Raw genomic sequence first — 18784 nt, 5'->3', positions numbered from 1 at the left:
TGTTTGAGCAGAGCGTAGCGACGCGAGTTCGGCGCGGGGCTTCGGGGCTGAGTACCGCAGGGAACCCGAAGCGCAGCGAAGGGCGGGGCGGTCAGGGGGGAGCTTTTTGCTTACTTTTTGGCGGCCCAAAAAGTGAGTCGCCCGCCGGGGCGAACTCCCGGCACCAGTCTCACGCGCTGCTGAAGGTTTCGCCATGAGCACGGCCGCCCCCACCGTCGGCCTCCGTGCCTCCCGCCCCGCCTACGCCCTCTTCGTCCTCCCCTTCGTCGCCGTCTACGCGGCGCTGCTGCTCTGGCCCTTGGCCAAGGGCATCTTCATCAGCTTCCACGATCACGACCTGCTGTCCGACGACAGCATCTGGATCGGCCTCGCCAACTACCAGGAACTCTGGGGCGACGAGGTCTTCCACCAGGTCGTGTGGAACACCATCCGCTTCGTCCTCATCAGCACACCGATCTTCGTGATCCTGTCGCTGACGCTGGCCCTGGCAGTCAACCGCCCCGGCAAGCTCGCCACCTTCCTGCGCGCCACCTTCTTCTGCGCGTCGGTTTTCTCGGTGACGCTGATCACCCTCGTCTGGAAACTCGCGCTGATGCCCGAACGCGGCCTCATCGCGCAGTTTTTCGCGGCGCTCGGCTTGCCCGAACTACCGCTGCTGACCAGCGACAACCTCGCCCTGCTGACCGTGGCCCTCGTCACCGTCTGGTGGATCATCGGCCTGCCAATGATCATGTTCCTGTCGGCGCTGCAGCAGATCCCGGGCGACATCTACGAAGCCGCCGCGCTGGACAACACGCCGCGCTGGCGTGTGCTGACGCACATCACGCTGCCCAGCCTCAAACGCGCCATCGTCCTCGTCGCGCTGATCGAGGTGATCCGCCAGTTCCAGGTCTTCCCGCAGATCATGCTGATGACCAACGGCGGCCCCAACAACACGACACGCTCCGTCGTGCAGTTCATCTACGAACAGGCCTTCATGCAGCTCTCGCTGGGCTATGCCACTGCGGCTTCACAGGTGCTGCTGGCCATCATGCTGATCGGCGTGTCGACGCAGCTTTGGCTTGAGCGCGACAAGACAGGAGGTCAGCGATGAAGCAGGCCGAGCGCCGGGCCGCTCCCAAGCCGGCCTGCATCCCCCCGGGGGATCGATCAATGTACTCATGGAGCGAGGGGCAGACATGAACCCGCTGCTCAGGAGAAGCTGGTTCGACCGCTCCGTCATGGTCGCGCTGACGCTGCTCGCCCTCGTCTGGATGGCGCCGCTGCTGTGGGTCGTGGCGCTGTCGTTCAAGCCCAACGAGTTCCTGCTGACGCGCACCGACGTCTTCCTCGCGCCGCCCTACACGCTGGCCAATTACGCGGACATCCTGCAGACCTCGCAAGTGTTCCGCTGGCTGGGCAACAGCGCCCTCGTCGCGGGGCTGCAGACCGTCGGCGTGCTGGTGCTGTCGTCGCTGGCCGGCTACGGCTTCGCTCGTTGCGAGTTCCCCGGCCGCAAGTGGCTATTCGCGCTGGTCATGTTCGGCCTGGCCGTGCCGGCGCAGTCGGTCTTCATCCCGCTGCACCGCCTGTTCTCGGACTGGAACCTGCAGAACACCATTGCCGGCCTGACGTTGCCGGGCATGGCCGCGCCCTTCGGCGTCTACCTGATGACCCAGTACTTCAAGGCCATTCCGACGGAGCTGGAAGAGGCCGCGCTGCTGGACAACGCGTCGCGCCTCAAGACCTTCTTCAGCATCATCCTGCCGCTGAGCCTGCCGGCCCAGGCGACGCTCGGCATCTTCACCTTCCTGGGTTGCTGGAACGACTACCTCTGGCCGCTCGTCATCGCGACGCAGCCGGACATGTACACGCTGACGCGCGGCCTCGCGTCCACGCAGACCAACTTCGCGCAGTCGGAAGGTTTGGGCTTCCTGATGGCGCAAGCCGTGTTTGCCGGCATGCCCGCGCTGATGCTGTATCTCTTCTTCCAACGCCACCTGGTCACGGCCGTGGCGGGCACGGGAAAGTCATGAAGCGCGTCGCTCTTCTTCTTTGCGCGGCGCTGCTTGCCGCCTGCGGCGCCCGCACACCGGAAGCCGGCAAGACCGAGATCACGCTGATGCGTTTCTTCGGCAGCTGCGAGGCCAAGTTCGGCGACGTGGTCAAGGCCTCCGAAGGCGTCGGCGAGTGCGGCATCGTCACGGCGCTGGTCAACGAGTTCAACGCGACGAACACCGACGGCATCGTCGTGAAGACGCAGATCGGCGAGTGGGGCCCCTACTACGACCAGCTCACCGCGCGGCTGGTGGCCAAGGACATCCCGGCCATCGCCGTCATGCACGAGTCGGCCCTGGGCGACTACGTGCGCCGCAAGCTGGTGCTGCCGCTGAACGACGATTTCAAGCGCGTCGGCGTGCCGGTAGACGACTTCACCGAGCACGCACGCCGTGGCACCTCGTTCAACGGCCAGACCTACGCGCTGCCCTTCGACACCTGGGCCTGGCTCTGGCACATCAACACCGGCTTGATGAAGAAGGCCGGCCTGACGGGCGCAGATGGCCAGCCCGTGTTGCCGCGCTCGCCGGACGAGTTGCTGGCGCAGGCGCGGCAGTTCAAGCAGCGCACCGGCAAGCCCTATTTCGCCTGGGCCGTGGCCAACGAGACGGCGGCGAATGACCGCACCTTCCTGACGCTGGTCGCGCAGCAGAACGCCAAGCTGTTCTCAGACGACGGCAAGACCATAGACATGCACCAGCCCGCCGTCGTCAACGCGCTGACGCTGATGCAGACGCTCTACCGCGAAGGCCATGTGCGGCCCAACCTCGACTACGCGGCCGCCAACCAGGCCTTCCTGAACGGCGAGGCGGGCGTCGTTGTCGTCGGCACCTGGACGATCGACCAGTTCCTGCGCGAGTCGCAAAAGCCCGAGTCCAAGATCCTGAACAGCTACACGGTGCGGCCGTTCGCGCAGCTCTATGAGAAGCCCGCCGTGTTCGCCGACGGCCACTCCTGGGCGCTGTTCAAGGGCGGCACCCAGGACGCCAAGGCGCACGAGGCCAGCGTCAAATTCCTGAAGTTCGTCTGGGAGCACACGGCCGAGTGGTCGCGCACGGGCCACCTGCCGGTCAGCAAGAGCGTGGCCGAGAGTGCGGCCTTCCGCGCGCTGCCGTTGCGCGAGGCGCTGACCGAGATCACGCAGACCGGCGCCGGCATGCCCGGCAACGTGCCGACGCAGCGCGCCATCGAACTGCTGATCGGCGAGGACGTGGCCAACGTGATGATCTCGGGCAAGCCGGTCGACGAGGTGCAGGCCAGCGTCGAGAAACGGGTCAACAAGGCGCTGCAGAAGGCTCGCCGCTGACATGAAAACCAAACAAAGCCACAGAGGCACAGAGGCACAGAGGCGGCGGGATGACGCCCTCTCCGTGTCTCTGTGCCTCTGTGGCTGTGTTCTCTTGCCGCAGGCCACCTGATGTTCAAAGCCACCCTCACCGTCGACCGCCACTTCGACCTCGCGCCGCTGGACCGCCGCCTGTTCGGCGTCTTCGTCGAACACCTGGGCCGCTGCGTCTACAACGGCATTCACGAGCCCAGCCACCCGACGGCGGATGAGCACGGCTTTCGTGGCGACGTCATCGAGTTGACGAAGGAACTCGGCGCCACCATCGTGCGCTACCCCGGCGGCAATTTCATGTCGGGCTACAACTGGGAAGACGGCGTCGGCCCCAAAGCCGAGCGCCCGCGCCGGCTGGACTTGGCCTGGTTCTCGACCGAGACCAACCAGGTCGGCACGCACGAGTTCATGCACTGGTGCGAGCAGGTCGGCATCGAGCCGATGTTCGGCGTCAACCTCGGCACGCGCGGGCCGGACGAAGCGCGCCACTACCTCGAATACTGCAACCACCCGGGTGGCACAGCGCTGTCGGACCTGCGCCGCGCGCATGGCGCCGAGGCGCCGCTGGGCATCAAGTTCTGGTGCCTGGGAAACGAGATGGACGGCCCCTGGCAAATCTGCCAGAAGACACCGGACGAGTACGGCCGCATCGCCCAGGAAACCGCCAAGCTGATGCGCATGGTGGACCCGAACGTGGAGCTGGCGGCCTGCGGCTCGTCGGCCTACGACATGCCGACCTACGGCGCCTGGGAAGACCGCGTGTTGGAGCACTGCTTCGAGCAGGTGGACTACCTGTCGCTGCACAGCTACTTCGTGAAGCCCCCGAGCGACGACAGCACCGAGAGCTTCTTCGCGCAGATCGAGACAAACGCGCACTACATCGAGGACACCGTCGCCATTGCCGATGCGGTGGCGGCGCGCAAGCGGTCCGCCAAGCGGCTGATGCTGTCCTTCGATGAATGGAACGTCTGGTACCGGGCCCGCCACGGCGAGCACCTGAAGCAGGCGGGCTGGCCCGAGGCGCCGCGGCTGCTGGAAGAGGTCTACACGTTCGAGGATGCCCTGCTCGTCGGCGGCATGCTGACGATGATGATGAACCACGCCGACCGGCTCAAAGTGGCGTGCATGGCTCAGCTCTGCAACGTCATTGCGCCCATCATGACGGAGCCCGGCGGCCCGGCCTGGCGGCAGACGATCTTTCACCCCTTCGCTCAAGCCGCGCGCTGGGCCAAAGGCAGCGTGCTGCGGCCGGTCATCGAATCGCCCGGTTTCGCCAATGCCAAGCACGGCGAGCTGCCCTATCTGTGCGCCAGCGTCGTCGATGACGCGGCGACCGGGCAGACAGCCGTCTTCCTGCTGAACCGCAGCCTTAGCGACGAGATGGACCTGTCCATCACGCTGCGCGGCCTGGGCACCGAGCGCGAGTTGGTTCAAGCCGAGCAACTGCACAGCGCCGACCTGCAAGCCACCAACACCGCCGACGCGCCCGACCGCGTCGCGCCGCAAGCGCTGGACAGCATCGCCATCGACGGCGAGCAACTGCGCGTCAAGCTCAAGCCCGCCTCCTGGAACGTCATCGTCACGAAAGCGCAGCGCGCATGAACAGCTGGAACAACCCCGTCGTTGAACAACGCGCCGACCCGCACCTGAGCCTCGTCGACGGCCGCTACTGGTTCACGGCCTCGGTGCCCAGCTATGACGGCATCGAGCTGCGCTGCGCCGACAGCATCGCCGGCCTGGCGACCGCGCCCACCAAGACCATCTGGCACAAGCACGACAGCGGCCCCATGAGCTGGCACGTCTGGGCGCCCGAGCTGCACCGCATTGCCGGTCGCTGGTTCGTCTACTTCGCGGCGGCCGAGCGCGGCGACATCTGGAAGCTGCGCATGTACGTCCTCGAATGCTTGGGGCAAGACCCTCTGAAGGACGAGTGGATCGAACGCGGCCAGATCGCGACGCCCGAGGAAGGTTTCTCGCTGGACGCCACGCCCTTCGAGCACGGCGGCAAACGCTACCTGTGCTGGGCGCAGAAGAGCCCGCCGACCGAGAGCAATCTCTACCTCGCCGAGCTGGCCAACCCGTGGACGCTGGCCAGCGTGCCGGTCGTCATCACGCGGCCCGAGCTGGCCTGGGAGCGCATCGGCTTCCACGTCAACGAAGGCCCGGCCGTGCTGAAGCGCAACGGCCGCGTCTTCATCGCCTACTCGGCCGCCGCGACCGACGCCAACTACTGCATGGGCCTGCTGTGGGCCGGCGAGAACGCCGACCTGCTCGACCCGGCAAGCTGGCACAAGTCGCCCACGCCGGTGTTCAAAACCGATGAGACGGTGAGCCAGTTCGGCCCCGGCCACAACAGCTTCACGACGACGCCCGACGGCCAGACCGACCTGCTGGTCTATCACGCGCGCAACTACCGCGACATCGTCGGCGACCCGCTCAACGACCCCCACCGCCACGCACGCCTGCAAGCCTTTGGCTGGCGCGACGACGGCTTCCCCGACTTCGGCACGCCTGCCGCCGACGGTCCCTATTCACTCTGACGACAACGACACCATGCGCCTCATCGCTTCGCTCCTGCTCTCCCTGCCCGTTCTGGCTCAAGCCTTGGGCAGCCCCGACGGCCAGCTCCAGGTCGACGTCTCCATCAATGCCGAACAGCAGTTGGTCTACACGGTGCAACGTGCCGGCCAGCCGGTGCTGCTGCCCTCGCGCCTGGGCCTGGTGCTGGAGCAAGGCGATTTCGCCAACGGCCTCAAGCTCGTCGCCACGTCGCCCATCAAGGCCCACCGCGAGCAGTACACGCTCGCCGCCGGCAAGAAGAGCAGCGTCGACTACCGCGCCAACGAGCAGCGCTTCACCGTCGCCAACGCGGCCGGCCAGAAGCTCGTGCTGACGCTGCGCGCCTCCAACGACGGCCTGGCGCTGCGTTACACGGTGGACGGCGCGGGTCGCAAACAGTTCAAGGACGAGCTGACCAGCTTCGCGTTCGCGCCCGAAGCCCGCGCCTGGCTGCAGCCCATGTCCGTCGCCAAGACGGGCTTCGCGCGCACCAACCCGTCCTATGAAGAGCACTACCAGGTGGACATCGCCGTCGGCACGCCGTCGCCGATGCCGGCGGGCTGGATCTTCCCCGCGCTGTTCCGCAGCGGCGCCAACTGGGTGGCGTTGACCGAAGCCGGCATGGACGGCCGCTTCCACGCGTCGCGCCTGCAGGCCGATTCGACCGGCGGCATCTACCGCATCGGCCTGCCCGATCCGCGCGAGGTCTTCACCGGCGGCCATCTGCTCGCCGACATCAATGGCCCGTTAACCACGCCCTGGCGCGTGCTTGCCATCGGCCCGCTGAAGACGGTCATGGAGTCCACCCTCGGCACCGACCTCGCCGCCCCAGCGGTGCCCTTCGACAAGAACAAGCTCAAGCCCGGCCACGCGTCCTGGAGCTGGGCGCTGCTGAAGGATGCAGCCACCGTCTTCGACGTGCAGAAGCGCTTCATCGACTACGCGGCCGACATGCACTGGAACTACACGCTGGTGGACGCCGAATGGGACCGCCAGATCGGCGACGCGAAGATGAAGGAGCTGGCCGACTACGGCCGCACGAAGGGCATCGGCCTGCTGGCTTGGTACAACTCCGCGGGCGACTGGAACGACGCCCCGCAGACGCCCCGCGGCAAGCTGCTGACCGCGGCCGACCGGCAGCGCGAGTTCGCGCGCATGAAGGCCATCGGCGTGGCGGGCTTGAAGGTGGACTTCTTCGGTGGCGACGGCGCGTCCATGATTGCCTATTACGTGGACCTGCTGAAGGAATCGGCCGCGGCCGGCTTGCTGATGAACTTCCACGGCGCCACGCTGCCGCGCGGCTGGAGCCGCACCTATCCCCACCTGATGACGGTGGAGGCGGTGCGCGGCCTGGAGTTCACGACCTTCACGCAGGAAGACCAGGACGCCGTGGCCACGCATGCCGCGATGCTGCCCTTCACGCGCAACCTGTTCGACCCCATGGACTTCACGCCCATGGTGTTCGGCGACAACCCCAACATCAAGCGCACCACGCGCAACGGCTTCGAGCTGGCCGAGAGCGTGCTCTTCCTCTCCGGTATCCAGCATTTCGCCGAAACGCCCGACGGCATGGCCGCCGTGCCGGCCTATGTGAAGGGCTTGCTGCGCGAGCTGCCGCGCCATTGGGACGAAGTTCGCTTCCTGGACGGCGAGCCGGGCAAGTTCGTGGTCATCGCGCGCCGTGCCGGCAAGCAGTGGTTCATTGCCGGCCTCAACGCAGACAGCCAGCCTCGCGACGTGCAACTGGACCTGGGCTGGCTGGGCAAGGCCGAAGGCCAGCTCATCACCGACGGGGCCGGCGAGCGCGAGTTCACCGAAGGCAAGCTCGCGGCACCGGCAGCCCAACTGACGCTGGCACCCAAGGGCGGCTTCGTGGCGCGCTTTCGATAATGAAGGCTCTACTGACCAGCCAGGCGCCCATGCGAACCCGAGCGGACCACTCCACCTACAGCGCCCAGACCGAGGGCAAGAGCCAGCACGGCCGCATCGTCAGCGAGCTGGGCCTGTCCATCGTTGGCGGGGAGCTGAAGCCGGGCGACAAGCTGCCGCCCGAGGCCCAGTTGCTGGAGCGCTTCGAGATCAGCCGCCCGGTGCTGCGCGAGGCGGTGCGCGTGCTCGTGGCCAAGGGGCTGGTGGTGTCGCGCCAGCGTGCCGGCGCCATCGTGCGGCCGCGCAACGAGTGGCATCTGCTGGACCCGGACGTGCTGTACTGGCTCATCCAGGCCCAGCCGCAGCGCGACTTCGTGCAGACGCTGCTGGAAGTGCGCCAGATCTTCGAGCCCGCCGCCGCAGCCCTCGCCGCCCGTGCCGCGACGAACGAGCAGCTCGCGTCCATCGCCAAAGCCTACGAAGGCATGGCCGCCGCCAAAACGACCGAGCAGCTGCTGGAGCCCGACCTGGCCTTCCACCGCCGCATTGCCGAGGCCACGGGCAATGACCTGCTGGCCTACATCGGCAACATGCTGTCGCTGGCGCTGCGCGAGTCCATCACGCTGTCCAGCCAGCTGCCCAACACGCACGAGCTTTCGTTGCCGCGCCACAAGGCCATCCTGACGGCCCTGCAGGCCCGCGACCCGCGTGGCGCCCGCCAGGCCACGCTGGTGCAGTTGGATGAAACGGGTGACGACATCAACAGCGTGTTGGCCGCCGATGGCCGCGTCAATCTCGCCTGAGATGAGACTGCCCCGTCTGCACAGGTTCAGGAACATAGCCACAGAGACACAGAGGCACAGAGAGAGCGGCTTGTTCTCTGTGCCTCTGTGTCTCTGTGGCTGTGTTGGCATTTTCTTAGCCCGTCTGCCACTGGCGCGTGGCTTGACGAAGGACTGACATGGCCCGCGACGACGACGATGACAACGGCGGCCTGACCGACCTCAGCCCCAACCCGAACTGGTTCCTGCGCGCGCGGCTGAAGACGCGCCAGCTGCTGCTGCTGATCGCGCTGGACGACGATCGCAACATCCACCGTGCCGCCGAAGCGCTGTGCATGACGCAACCGGCCGCGTCCAAGCAGCTCAAGGACCTGGAGGACATGCTGGACGTGAAGCTCTTCGAGCGTCACCCGCGCGGCATGGAGCCCACGCTCTACGGCGAGACGATGATCCGCCACGCGCGCATGGCGCTAACGTCTCTGTCGGCCGCACACGACGACATCGTCGCGCTGAAGCACGGCCTGTCGGGCCAGGTCGAAGTGGGCGTCATCATGACCCCGGCCATGGGCCTGCTGCCGCGCGCCATCTCGCGCATCAAGCTGCAGGCGCCTCGCTTGCGCATCGGCGTGCAGATGGACAGCAGCAAGGTGCTGCTGGACCTGCTGCGCCGGGGCAAGCTGGACTTCATGATCGGCCGCATCGTCGAGGAGGAAGGCGCCGCCGGCATGCACTACGAGGAGCTGACGGTGGAGCCCGCTTGCGCCGTTGCGCGCGTTGGCCACCCGCTGCTGAAGGTCGACAACCTCAAGCTGGCCGACCTGGCCAACCAGCCCTGGATCCTGCCGCCGCTCGGGAGTGTGTTGCGGCATCGATGGGAGTTGATGTTCCGCCGGGCTGAGCTGGAGCCGCCGGCCAACAACGTCGACACGACGGCATTGCTGTTGATCACCGCGCTGTTGCAGCAGACGGATTCATTGCATGTGATGCCCGTCGAAGTGGCGCGTTATTACGCGTCGCTGAATGTGCTGGCGATCCTGCCGATCGAGCTGCCCTGTCACATGGACGCGTTCGGGATCATCACGCGTGAAGGGCATCTGATGTCGCCGGGGGCGAGGCAGTTGTTGCATGAGGTTCGGCTCGCTGCGCGGGATTTGTATTGATCATTCGGCTGGGGTGGTGGGGCTGTTTTTGCGACACGTGCGTCTGCTCGCTGCATTGCCGGGAGTCCGTCCCGGCGGCCGGGTAACTTTCTTCTGCGGGGCCAGAAGAAAGCCCACCAAAGAAGAGGCCCTGAACCGCGCGCGAGCATCACAACGCCAGGAGCGGCGCGCGAAAACACTCACTACCTTGGTGCCAAGACGCGACCCGCTTCGCTCTCGCTGCTGTCCCTGTGAAGAGCGCCAGCCATCGAACCTTCACGCCGCTTAACGCCGGCTGCACGCCGGGCTCACGTGGAATGCCAAAGAAAGCGGCGCTCGGGCGCCGCGACCACGCTGTCGGGCAGGTCGCGACCCGCCTCGCTGACGGCGCCGCTCAGGTGCTCACCGCACTCGTGAACGTCAACCGGTTGCCGAACGGATCGGTCACGGACACATCCCGCGAACCCCAGGGGGTGTCGTGGATGCCCGGGTGCGCGTGGCCGTAGTGTTTGGCGCTGAGTTCCGCGTGGAAGGCATCGATGTCGCTGACGCGGATGCGCATGCCGGCGCCCGGGCAGCAGTCGCCGTGGTGCTCGCTCAGGTGCAGCACGCAGTCGCCGCGCGACACCTGCATGTACAGCGGCATGCCCGGCTCGAAGCGATGCTCAAAGTCCACCGTGAAGCCGAGGAAGTCCACATAGAACTCGCGCGCCTTGGCCTCGTCGAAGCTGCGCAGGATGGGGGTGGTCTGGTCGAATTGCATGGGGCGCAGTGTGAAGGCTTGGCGTGGCGACGGGCAAGGCGCAGGGACCGGGACGGTGAAGCGCGCCGTCAGTCGTCGGGGTCAGTGAAAGCCGCCTGAAACGCCTCGGCGAACTCGGCCGAGGCGCTGAACGTCAGCGTCACCGTCAGCCAGCCGCCCGCCTCGTGCTGCACAAGCAGCTCGTGGTCCCAGGCGTTGCCGTCCTCCACCGGCCCCTGGCGTCCGCCGAACTCGGCCTGCGCCCAGGCCAGCACCTGCGCCACCTCGGCCATCACGGCCGCATGGTCGGCCTCGCGCGTGGAGGCCATGGCGTCCAGCGTGAGGACGTCGTCGGAGCCATCGGTGAGGTCGAAGCTGAGGTGGCGCATGCGGCGTGGGCTGTTACTGGCCAAATTGTTAGCGGATAAGTCGGGCCCTCTTGCTGGCGTTCCTGGCAAGTAGCATCCGCGCTCGTGGCGTGGCGGGCTCGGGCTCTCGCGCAGACGAGCGTTCACAGGCCAAGATCGTCACGACATGCAAAAGCATCCTCACCCTCTCACGCTGCCGTTGCTGATTTTGTCCTTGGCGTTAGCGCCGGCCGGGGCCGCGACGGCGCAGCCCGCTGCGGCCGAGGCCGTCCCGGCGCGGTTGAACGTCCAGCAGTTCCGCGTCACGGGCAATACGCTGCTGCCGGAGGCCCAGCTGCAGCAAGCCCTGGAGCCCTTCAAGGGCGAACACAGCCTGGCCGAACTGCAGCAGGCCGCAGCGGCCCTGCAGGCGCTGTACCGACAGGCCGGCTACGGCGGGGTGGTCGCCTATCTGCCCGAGCAGAGCCCGGCGCCCGGCACGCTGACCATCGCGGTGCTGGAGGGTCGGTTCAGCAAGATCACGTTCAGCGGCAACGCCCGCACCAGCGAGGCCGCGCTGCGGCGCAGCCTGCCGCTGTTGCGCGAAGGCCTGACGCCGCAGCCTCAGCGCCTGGACGCGCAGATCCAGCTCGCCAACGAGAACCCCGCGCGCCAGGTGGCGGTGTCGCTCGAGCCGGGCGCGCAGCCGGGCGAGGTGGACGCCCAGGTGCTGGTCAAGGAGCAGCCGCCCGCGCGCTGGACGCTCGGCCTGGACAACACCGGCAACGCCAGCACCGGCCGCATGCGCACCACCGTCGGCTATCAGAGCGCCGAGCTCTGGGGGCTGGACCATGTGCTGACGCTGCAGTACCAGACATCCCCCGAAAAGCTCGATTCGGTGTCGGTGCTGAGCGCGGGCTACCGCGTGCCGCTGTACGGCGCCGGCCTGATGCTCGATGTCTTCGCCGCGCATTCCGATGTCGACGGCGGCCGCACGGCCACGGTGGCGGGGCCGCTGCAGTTCGACGGCAAGGGCGACGTGCTGGGCATGCGGCTGGGCGGGCGGCTCGCGCGCAACGGCGAGCTGGTGCAGCGGCTCGCCGCAGGGCTGGACCGGCGCGCCTATCTCAACAACTGCAGCATCGAGGGCCTGCCGGCGGGTGCCTGCGGCAGTGCCGGCGAGAGCGTGACCGTGCATCCGCTGTCGGTCGACTACCAGCTGAATTGGACGGGCAGCGATCCGGCGAGCCTGGCGCTGACCCTGTCGCAGAACCTGGAAGGCGGCACCCATGGCCGCGCCGCGGATTTCCAGGCGGTGCGCCCGGGCGCCAACCCCGGCTTCATGGTGCTCAAGTTTCAGGCGGCCCGCGCCAGCGCCTTGCCGGCCGGCTGGCAGCTGCAGTGGCGCCTGCAGGGGCAGGCCAGCCCCGACGCCCTCGTGCCCGGCGAGCAGCTGGGGCTGGGCGGCGCCAACGCCGTGCGCGGCTACGGCGAGCGCGAGCTGATCGGCGACCAGGGCCTGCTGGGCTCGGTGGAGGCGCTCACCGCCGATTTCGCGCCGCTCGTGGGCGGCACGCAGGCCCAGCTGCGCGGCCTGTTCTTCGTCGATGCGGGCAAGGTCTGGAACCGCCTCGGCACGCCCTGCCGCGACGGGCAGTCGAGCTGTGCGCTGGCGTCGGTGGGCCTGGGCGCCCGCATGGTCATCGCCGGGCTGCAATTGCGCCTGGATCTGGCACACACGCTCAAACCAGGCCTGCAGACGGGCCGGCACGAGCCGCATGCGCACCTGAGCGCCACCTACAGCTTTCACTGAGGCCTGAGCCATGAACCGAGTCATCTTGCCGCGACATCTGAGGTTCCTCCCGCTGGCGGCCGCGCTGGCCCTGGCGGCCACCTGCGCGCAGGCGCAGCAGACCCTGCCCAGCGGGCTGCAGGTCGCGGCGGGCCAGGCTTCAGCGCAGACGCAGGGCGGCGTGCTGACCGTGACGAATTCGGCCAACGCCATCCTGAACTGGCAGAGCTTTTCCATCGGCACCCAGAATGCCGTGCGCTTCGTGCAGCCCAGCGCGAGCAGCCAGGTCCTCAACCGCGTGACCGGCAGCGATCCCTCGGCCATCCTCGGCAGCCTGAGCAGCAACGGGCGCGTCTGGCTGCTCAACCCCAACGGCGTGCTGTTCGGCCAGGGCGCCCGCGTCGACGTGGCCGGCCTCGTCACCTCGACACTGAACATCGCCAACGAGGACTGGCTCGCCGGCCGCTACGTGCTCGGCGGCGGCGCAGCAGCAGCCGGCATCGTCAACCAGGGCGAAATCCGCACCAGCCTGGGCGGCCGCGTGGCCCTGGTGGGGGGCTCGGTCGAGAACCAGGGCCTCATCGAGGCCCCCGGCGGGCAGGTGCTGCTGGCTGCGGGGCGCAGCGTCGAGCTGGTCGACACCGGTGCGCCCAATCTCGCCGTCAGGATCACGGCGCCGCAGGGCGATGTTCTCAACCTGGGCACGCTCAGCGCGGCCGGCGGGCGCATCGACGTGCATGGCGCGGCCGTCAACCAGCAGGGCCTGGTGCGCGCCGACAACTTGTCGGTGGGGCCGGGCGGCGAGGTCGTGCTGAAGGCCAGCGAGCGCCTGACGCTGGCCGCAGGCAGCGTCACGAGCGCGGACGCGGCGGCGGGTGGCGGCGGGCGTGTCCAGCTGCTCGGCCGGGAGGTCGGCGTGCTCGACGGCGCCTCGGTCAGCGCGTCGGGCCGCGACGGCGGCGGCACCATTCTCGCGGGCGGCGACGCCCAGGGGCGCGATGCCGCCGTGCCCAATGCCCGGGCCCTCTTCCTCGGCCGCAGCGCCAGCCTGTCGGCCGATGCGCTGGGCCGGGGCGACGGCGGGCAGATCGTCCTCTGGAGCGATCTGGCGACGCGCGCCTACGGTGCCTTGAGCGCCCGCGGCGGCGCGCTCGGCGGCAACGGCGGCCTGATCGAGACCTCGGGCGGCTGGCTGGACGCGCGGCCCGCGCGGCTGGACGTGAGCGCCCCGCGCGGCCGTGCCGGCACCTGGCTGCTCGACCCCTACAACATCACCATCACCGACGGCGGCAGCGGCGTCGACACCGGCTTCGACGCCAGCTTCACCGCCACCGCCAACGACGCGGTGATCACCACGGCCACCCTCAACGCCGCGCTGACTGCGGGCACCAATGTCACGGTCTCGACCGGCACCGGCGGCACGCAGGCCGGCAATATCACGGTCACGAGCGCCAACATCACGCCCTCCAACAACGCGCCGGTCACGCTGACGCTGCAGGCCGCCGGCGACATCGTGCTGGACAACGCCCAGATCGCCAGCAGCGGTGCGCCGCTGAACGTGTCGTTGGAGTCGGCGGGGAGCGGCGTCGGTGCGGTCAGCATCAACAACAGCTTCGTCTCGACCGGCGGCGGCAACCTCATGATCGGCGGCCCTGGCGGCGGCCCGGCCGTGGGACACGCCGGCATGCCTGACGGCGTCAAGATCGTCGCGATCGACCTCACCACGGAAGCCGGTGGCAACGGCCCCGCAGGCAACGTCACCATCAACGGCAGGACGGCCGAAGCCGGTGGCCGTGGCGTGTTCTTCGCCACCGATGCGATGAGCAGCAGCAACTCCGGCAGCTCCATCAACAACTTCACCGTCACCGGCAGCTCGACCCAGGGCCGCGGCGTGGAGATCAACGACCTGACCCTGCAGGAGGGCAATGGGGCGATCAGCATCACCGGCACCGGCACGGACGGCCTCTACATCACCAACCAGCAGTTCCCGCAGGTCTACCTCAATGGCGCCAGCATCACGCTGACCGGCACGTCCACCGGCACCGGCTACGGCCTGTACATGACGTCGGACTCGGCCAGCAGCACCCTGATCGACATCAACTTTCGCGACTTCAAGGCCACCGGCCAGAACACACCGGGCGGCCTCAACGCCCTGACGATCATGGGCGGCGGCAGCGACATGTTCTCGCTCATCGCCAACCTCACGCTGACCGCCTTGGGCGGCGGCGCGCTGCTGAGAGACCTGAACATGACGGCCGCGGCCTTCACCAGCACGGTCGAACTCTTCAGCGACACCACGCTGACCCTCGACAACAGCTCGCTCTCGGCCAACTTCATCCACGTGCGCAGCTTCTCGACCCAACTGCTGGGCACGACCTCGCTCCACGGCCCGACCATCCTCATCGAAGGCCCGGCCAACAACCCGACCAGCTTCTTCGACAACAAGGCCGGCAGCAACGCGCTGAGGACCGACTCCAACTCCAGCGGGCGTTGGCTGATCTGGAGCTTCGACCCCGCCGGCAACCCCAGCATCAACCTCGGCGGCCTGGACTACGACTTCCAGCGCTACGGCACCAAGGCCGTGGCCGATACGGCCACCGACGTCGGCAGCGGCGTGGCCTCCTTCAACGTGCAAAACGCCACCATGAACGGCACGGTGGCCCCGCGTGCCTACAACGGCACGACCCAGGCCTCGCTCAGCAACCTGAGCTTCACGCTGGACGTGGCCGGCGACACGATGGGCTCGACCCCCAGCTACACGGCCAACTTCTCCAGCAAGGACGTCGGCACGCGCGCCGTGACCCCCAGCTTCAGCGCGGCGCCGCAATTCATGGACGCCACCGGCCATCCGGTCTACGGCTACACGCTGCTGAGCGCCGCCATCGGCACCATCACGCCGGCCCTGCTCAGCGCAAGCGTCAGCGCCGCCAACAAGGTCTACGACACCACCACCGGCGCCACGGTCACTGGCAGCGGCATCACCGGCTTCATCGGCAGCGAGACCGTGGGCGTGGCCGGCACCGGCGCCTTCGCCAACAAGAACGTCGGTACGGGCAAGGTCGTGACGGCCAGCTACCAGCTCAGCGACGGCAGCAATGGCGGCCTGGCGGCCAACTACCAGTTCCAGCCGCCGACGGGCAACATCACGGCCAACATCACGCAGGCCCCCATCAGCTTCAGCGGCACAGCCCAGGACAAGGTCTACGACGCGCAGCCGACCGCCACGCTCGCCAACATCGTCATCACGCCCCTGGGCAACGACCAGCTCACGCTCAACACAGGCACGGCGACGTTCAGCGACAAGAACGTCGGCACGGGTAAGCCGGTCTCCATCAGCGGCGCCACCCTCACGGGCGCAGACGCCGGCAACTACCAGCTCGTCGCGCCCACCGGCCTCGCGGCCAGCATCACCCCGGCCGCGCTCACCTTCACCGCCACGGCACAAAGCCGCAGCTACGACGGCACGACCGTGGCCCAGCTCACCGGCCTGGGCGCCACGCCGCTGGGCAGCGACCAGGTGACGCTGAATGCCGGCACGGGCGCCTTCGCCGACAAGAACGTCGGCACCGGCAAGGCCGTCAGCATCAGCGGCTTCAGCCTGTCCGGCGCCGACGCCGCCAACTACCTGCTGGCCGCGCCCACCAGCCTGGCCGCCAACATCACGCCGGCCACGCTCGCCGGCAGCGTCAGCGCCGCCAACAAGGTCTACGACACCACCACCGGCGCCACGGTCAGCGTCAGCGGCATCACCGGCTTCATCGGCAGCGAGACCGTGGGCGTGGCCGGCACCGGCGCCTTCGCCAACAAGAACGTGGGCACGGCCAAGGTCGTGACGGCCAGCTACCAGCTCAGCGACGGCAGCAATGGCGGCCTGGCGGCCAACTACCAGTTCCAGCTGCCGGCCGGCAACGTCACGGCCAGCATCACGCCGGCCACGCTGACCTACCTGGCCGACCCCGCCCTGATGCTGAGCGGCGCGGCCTTCCCCACCTTCACCGGCACGGTGAGCGGCTTCCTCGGCAGCGACGCCGTTGGCAACGCCACCACCGGCACCGCGACGTATCAGGCCGGTGTGGCCACCAGCGCGCTGCCCGGCATCTACGCCATCAACGGCAGCGGGCTCTCGGCAGCGAACTACGTCTTCGTGCAGGACAGCCGCAATGCCCAGGCCCTGCAGATCGACCCCAGCGTCAGCCCGGCCCAGGACACGGCCCAGACCGGCACGGCGAACCTGGCGCGCGCGCTGCAGGCCGCCCTGCCCGACACACCCGCCTTCACACCGCGCGACACCGGCTTGCTGGACATGACGGCCCCGCGCCCGGCCAGTAAGGTCGCGCCGCAAACCAGCGCCAGCCAAGCGGCGATGGCCTTCGGCCCGCAACCCGTTAGCGACATGTCCGAGGGCGGCCTCGTCTCCCTGCTCGGCGCGCGGGATGCCTACAAGCGAAGCCTGTTCGCGCCGGCCATCCGCCGCCTCGAGCAGGACCCGACCCTGGCCGACCTGCCGGGCTGCCGCAGCCTGCAGGAGCTGGCCGAAGGCAAATGCCTGCTGACCGAGGAACTCAAGCGCCAGGCCCAGGCCCTGCGCATCGCGGCGGTCACCGGGACGCCGTCACCGGCGGCCGCACCCGCCGCATCCACCCCAACCGCAGCCCCGCCGGCCCCCGTGGCCCCTGTTGCGGCGGCACCGGCGCCCGCCACCACGCCTGACTTCTCGCAGCTCGGCAAGCGGCCCGTTCGGCAGGCGGCCCTGCCCCAGATCACGCGCAAGATGGCCCTGCTGATCGGCGCCGGCACCTACCAGGACCCGCGCGTGCCCAGCCTGGCCAATGCGGTCGGCGACGTGCGCGCCGTCGGCCAGCTGCTCGAAAGCCAGCTCGGCTATGAAACCGTCGTCATCGAAAACGCCACCCGCGCGTCCCTCATCGCGGCGCTGAACCAGATGGCGGTGGAGGCCGGACCGCACGATTCGGTGGTGGTCTATTACGCCGGCCACGGCGAGCTGGTCGACGCGAAGGGTCAGGGCGAGGGCCAGGGCGAACGCCACGGCTATTGGCAGCTGGTCGACAGCCGGGCCGACGAGGCCGAGAGCTGGCTGTCCAACAGCGACATCACCCGGCTGCTGAACCAGATCGACGCCTCGCAGGTGGCCCTGATCTCCGACAGCTGCTACTCGGGGGCCCTGGCCAGTGGCGAGCGGCTGCGCGCCGTGCCGGGCACGCCCAACCCGGCCACGCTGCTGGCCGGCCGCAGCGTCGTCGTGATGTCCTCGGGCGGCAACGAGCCCGTGTTCGACAGCGGCAAGGACGGCCATTCGCCCTTCGCCTGGAACCTGATGAACACCCTCGGCAAGGTGTCGGGCTGGCAGCCCGGCGGCAACGTCTTCGAGCGCGTACGCTTCGCGGTGGCGCGCGAGTTGCCGCAACGCCCGCAATACGCGGCCGCAGCCGGCCACCAGCAGGGGGGTGACTACCTGTTCGAGCGCCGCCAGCTGGACACCGCCAAACCATGAATCCGCATCGGTCGGCCACCCAGGCTGATCGCCACCTCGCAGGAGACCTCCGATGAACTCTTTCAAACGATTCACCCTTTGGTCGGCTTCGCTGCTGATGCTGTGCTGCGGCGCTGCGGCGCAGGCGCAGACCGGCCCCGCCGCCAACCCCGTGCTCAAGGGCAACCAGGTCACCGAGTCGGCCCTGGTCGACGCCCTGGCCATCGAACCGCCCGAAGCCGCCAGCGGCGTCATGCGGGGCTTTCGCCCGGCGAGCAAGCCGGGCGCGCCGCCCGTCAAGGCCGGGCCCGGCAAGGCCAGCCTGCTGATCACCTTCGCGACCAACGCCGCCGCCCTCAGCGCCGACGCCCAGCGCCAGCTCGACGTGATGGCGCGCGCCCTGCAGACCGACACCCTGGCGGGCTTCTCCTTCCGCGTGGAAGGGCATGCCGACGCGCGCGGCGAGGCCGAGACCAACCAGCGACTGTCCCAGCAACGGGCCCAGGCCGTCGCCGACTACCTCGTCAGCAAACACGGCATCCTGCCGGATCGCCTCAACGCCGTCGGCAAGGGCTCGTCCGAGCCCCTGAACAAGAACCAGGCCGACGCGCCCGAGAACCGCCGCGTCACCTTCGTCACGACACGCGGCTGACGCGCGCCTGCGGGGCTGCGCCTTGCACCCGGTCC

General features: G+C 68.6%; 13 protein-coding genes. 11 read left to right on the top strand and 2 right to left on the bottom strand.

Features of this window, described 5'->3' with window-relative positions; genetic code table 11:
- Positions 1–193 precede the first annotated feature (193 nt).
- The 8 genes from ABIS05_RS21790 (at position 194) to ABIS05_RS21755 (ending at position 9746) form a co-directional block, all read left to right on the top strand.
- Complete coding sequence (locus ABIS05_RS21790; RefSeq protein ID WP_348013681.1) at positions 194–1093, top strand: sugar ABC transporter permease; 900 nt, start codon at positions 194–196, stop codon at positions 1091–1093.
- 85 nt (positions 1094–1178) lie between these two features.
- Positions 1179–2015: a carbohydrate ABC transporter permease gene (locus tag ABIS05_RS21785; protein WP_348013680.1), complete on the top strand. Its 837-nt coding sequence runs from the start codon at positions 1179–1181 to the stop codon at positions 2013–2015.
- Positions 2012–3343 (top strand): extracellular solute-binding protein, encoded by a 1332-nt coding sequence (locus tag ABIS05_RS21780; protein WP_348013679.1) that lies wholly within the window; start codon positions 2012–2014, stop codon positions 3341–3343. Before ABIS05_RS21785 ends, ABIS05_RS21780 begins: the two co-directional genes overlap by 4 nt.
- Positions 3344–3454: 111 nt before the next feature.
- Complete coding sequence (locus ABIS05_RS21775) at positions 3455–4978, top strand: alpha-N-arabinofuranosidase (RefSeq protein ID WP_348013678.1); 1524 nt, start codon at positions 3455–3457, stop codon at positions 4976–4978.
- Positions 4975–5916, top strand: a complete 942-nt coding sequence (locus tag ABIS05_RS21770) for a glycoside hydrolase family 43 protein (protein WP_348013677.1) — start codon at positions 4975–4977, stop codon at positions 5914–5916. The genes ABIS05_RS21775 and ABIS05_RS21770 overlap by 4 nt, the downstream gene beginning before the upstream one ends.
- A gap of 13 nt (positions 5917–5929) precedes the next feature.
- Positions 5930–7825, top strand: coding sequence for a glycoside hydrolase family 97 catalytic domain-containing protein (locus ABIS05_RS21765; protein ID WP_348013676.1), 1896 nt, complete (start codon positions 5930–5932; stop codon positions 7823–7825).
- Positions 7826–7854: 29 nt separating this feature from the next.
- The gene (locus ABIS05_RS21760) at positions 7855–8607 is read left to right on the top strand and encodes a FadR/GntR family transcriptional regulator (protein ID WP_348013675.1); all 753 of its coding nucleotides are present in this window, start codon (positions 7855–7857) and stop codon (positions 8605–8607) included.
- Between the two features lie 158 nt (positions 8608–8765).
- Positions 8766–9746 (top strand): LysR family transcriptional regulator, encoded by a 981-nt coding sequence (locus ABIS05_RS21755; RefSeq protein ID WP_348013674.1) that lies wholly within the window; start codon positions 8766–8768, stop codon positions 9744–9746.
- A 373-nt stretch (positions 9747–10119) separates the two neighbouring features.
- Here the strand turns inward: ABIS05_RS21755 and ABIS05_RS21750 are convergent, their stop codons facing one another.
- On the bottom strand, positions 10120–10488 hold the full coding sequence (locus ABIS05_RS21750; RefSeq protein WP_348013673.1) for a glyoxalase superfamily protein: 369 nt from the start codon (positions 10486–10488) through the stop codon (positions 10120–10122).
- A gap of 68 nt (positions 10489–10556) precedes the next feature.
- On the bottom strand, positions 10557–10856 hold the full coding sequence (locus tag ABIS05_RS21745; RefSeq protein ID WP_348013672.1) for a hypothetical protein: 300 nt from the start codon (positions 10854–10856) through the stop codon (positions 10557–10559).
- Between the two features lie 145 nt (positions 10857–11001).
- Here ABIS05_RS21745 and ABIS05_RS21740 point away from each other — a divergent pair, with 145 nt between their 5' ends.
- From ABIS05_RS21740 to ABIS05_RS21730, 3 genes are read left to right on the top strand one after another with little or no spacing between them, the layout of a single operon-like run.
- On the top strand, positions 11002–12627 hold the full coding sequence (locus tag ABIS05_RS21740) for a ShlB/FhaC/HecB family hemolysin secretion/activation protein (RefSeq protein WP_348013671.1): 1626 nt from the start codon (positions 11002–11004) through the stop codon (positions 12625–12627).
- Between the two features lie 10 nt (positions 12628–12637).
- Positions 12638–18118 (top strand): YDG domain-containing protein, encoded by a 5481-nt coding sequence (locus ABIS05_RS21735; protein ID WP_348013670.1) that lies wholly within the window; start codon positions 12638–12640, stop codon positions 18116–18118.
- 52 nt (positions 18119–18170) lie between these two features.
- Positions 18171–18749 (top strand): OmpA family protein, encoded by a 579-nt coding sequence (locus ABIS05_RS21730; RefSeq protein WP_348013669.1) that lies wholly within the window; start codon positions 18171–18173, stop codon positions 18747–18749.
- The last annotated feature ends 35 nt before the right edge of the window (positions 18750–18784 follow it).

Origin of the sequence: Roseateles sp. (assembly GCF_039929605.1) — a bacterium.
Classification (GTDB): domain Bacteria; phylum Pseudomonadota; class Gammaproteobacteria; order Burkholderiales; family Burkholderiaceae_C; genus Pelomonas.
The sequence above is the reverse complement of the archived record's forward strand: the minus strand, read 5'-3'. Positions and strand labels throughout refer to the sequence as shown.